This window comes from Pseudomonas rosaeacicularis (assembly GCF_057128745.1).
Genome location: NZ_JBSKHT010000035.1, coordinates 1 through 1,446, shown reverse-complemented (window position 1 = coordinate 1,446; position 1,446 = coordinate 1). Strand labels below are relative to the sequence as shown.

The 1,446-nt window shown below is 59.1% G+C and carries 1 protein-coding gene; it reads left to right on the top strand.

Going from position 1 to position 1,446, the window contains the following annotated elements; genetic code table 11:
* Positions 1 to 87: 87 nt before the first annotated feature.
* On the top strand, positions 88 to 1,188 hold the full coding sequence (locus tag ACWKWM_RS27810) for an IS110 family RNA-guided transposase (protein WP_483849171.1): 1,101 nt from the start codon (positions 88 to 90) through the stop codon (positions 1,186 to 1,188).
* Positions 1,189 to 1,446 lie beyond the last annotated feature (258 nt).

Sequence of the window (1,446 nt, the reverse complement as noted above, 5' to 3'; positions counted from 1 at the left end):
TGTAATTGGATGGACTCGCCCAAGCCGAGGCGTCTGTGCGCCACGGTGGCATTCTTATGGAAGCCAACGAACAGCGAGGGCGAGGCCATGAAAAAGCATACGACGATCAATCCTTCTTTGTCAGCCGATGTTTCGACGTGCACAACCGTAGCGGTAGACCTTGCCAAGCGGGTCTTTCAGGTGGCGGGCGAAGACAACCTAGGTCAGGTGATCCACGAAAATCGAATCAAATCCCGTGAGGGCTTTCACGCTTTTCTTCGGCAGTTGCCACCGAGCGTGACCGTGCTGATGGAGACCGGACCGGGTGCTCAGGCTTGGGCTAGGTTGTTGCAAATCCAAGGCAATCCGGTGCGTATTTTGCCCGCTCAGCGTGTAGCCGATCATCGCAGCGGCCCCAAAAACGACCGCAACGATGTGTTGGCCATCCTGCGCGCAGGCCGGGACAGCAGCATCTCTGCGGTCCCGGTCAAAAGCACGTCGGCGTTGGCCATGCAGGCGCTCCATCGCGCCCGTCAGGGCTATATAAGGCGGCGCACAGCGATGGGCAATCAGATGCGTGGCTTGCTGCTTGAACATGGTGTGGCCATGGCTCAGGGCGAAGCCGCGATCAACCGGGTGGTCCCGCGGATTCTGGAAGATGCTACCCAGCCATTGCCCGATCTGCTGCGCGAACTAATCGATGAACTGCTGGGGGAATGGAGCCAGCTGGGCGAACGCATTAACGTGCTGACCGCTCGTTTGGAAACGGCTGCAAATGATGACCAGACGGCAAAACGGTTGATGACGGTGCGCGGTGTCGGCCCGATCATTGCCACGGCGCTTCTGGCCAAACAGACCGAGCCTGAACGCTTCGCCAATGCCCGGCAATTCGCCGCCTACTTCGGCCTGGTGCCGAACCAGAACAGCAGCGGCGAAAAGGTCCGGCTGGGCAAGATGAGCAAACGTGGCGATGCCTATCTGCGCAGCCTGACGATCCAGGGTGCTCACTCGGTGTTGAGACAGATACGACCCGATTCGGAGCAGCCGGATGACCAGCGTCTCCAGCGCTGGATAACGCGCCTGGGCCGCAAGGAGGCGGCCGTACGATTGGCCAACCGCAACCTGCGCATCCTCTGGGTGCTGCTGCAAAACGACCAGATTTATAGTCGCCAACCGGGCAAAAACCAGGAGGTTGCCATGAGTCAGTGACGCACAGCGTTCTGCCACCGGGGCGTTAAGCCGCTCCAACCCTTGCTGAAGAACATTGACCCCAGGTCAGACCGTCGCGGATTGATGCCTGAGCTCCTACTGGCCCTAGAGGCCTAACTGTAATGGGCATACCGCGAGCTCAACCAATGTTGGCCAGAAGCTGATCACGCTTCCTCGAACAGGCCTGATACATAGATGCAACCGGGTAGCAGTGTTAAAAAAGGGTTGGCAGTGGGGGCGAGTCCATACATAGGAGCT

Coding starts and splice junctions, on each gene's coding strand:
- ACWKWM_RS27810 (WP_483849171.1), top strand. CDS start 88: ATGAAAAAGCATACGACGATCAATCCTTCTTTGTCAGCCGATGTTTCG.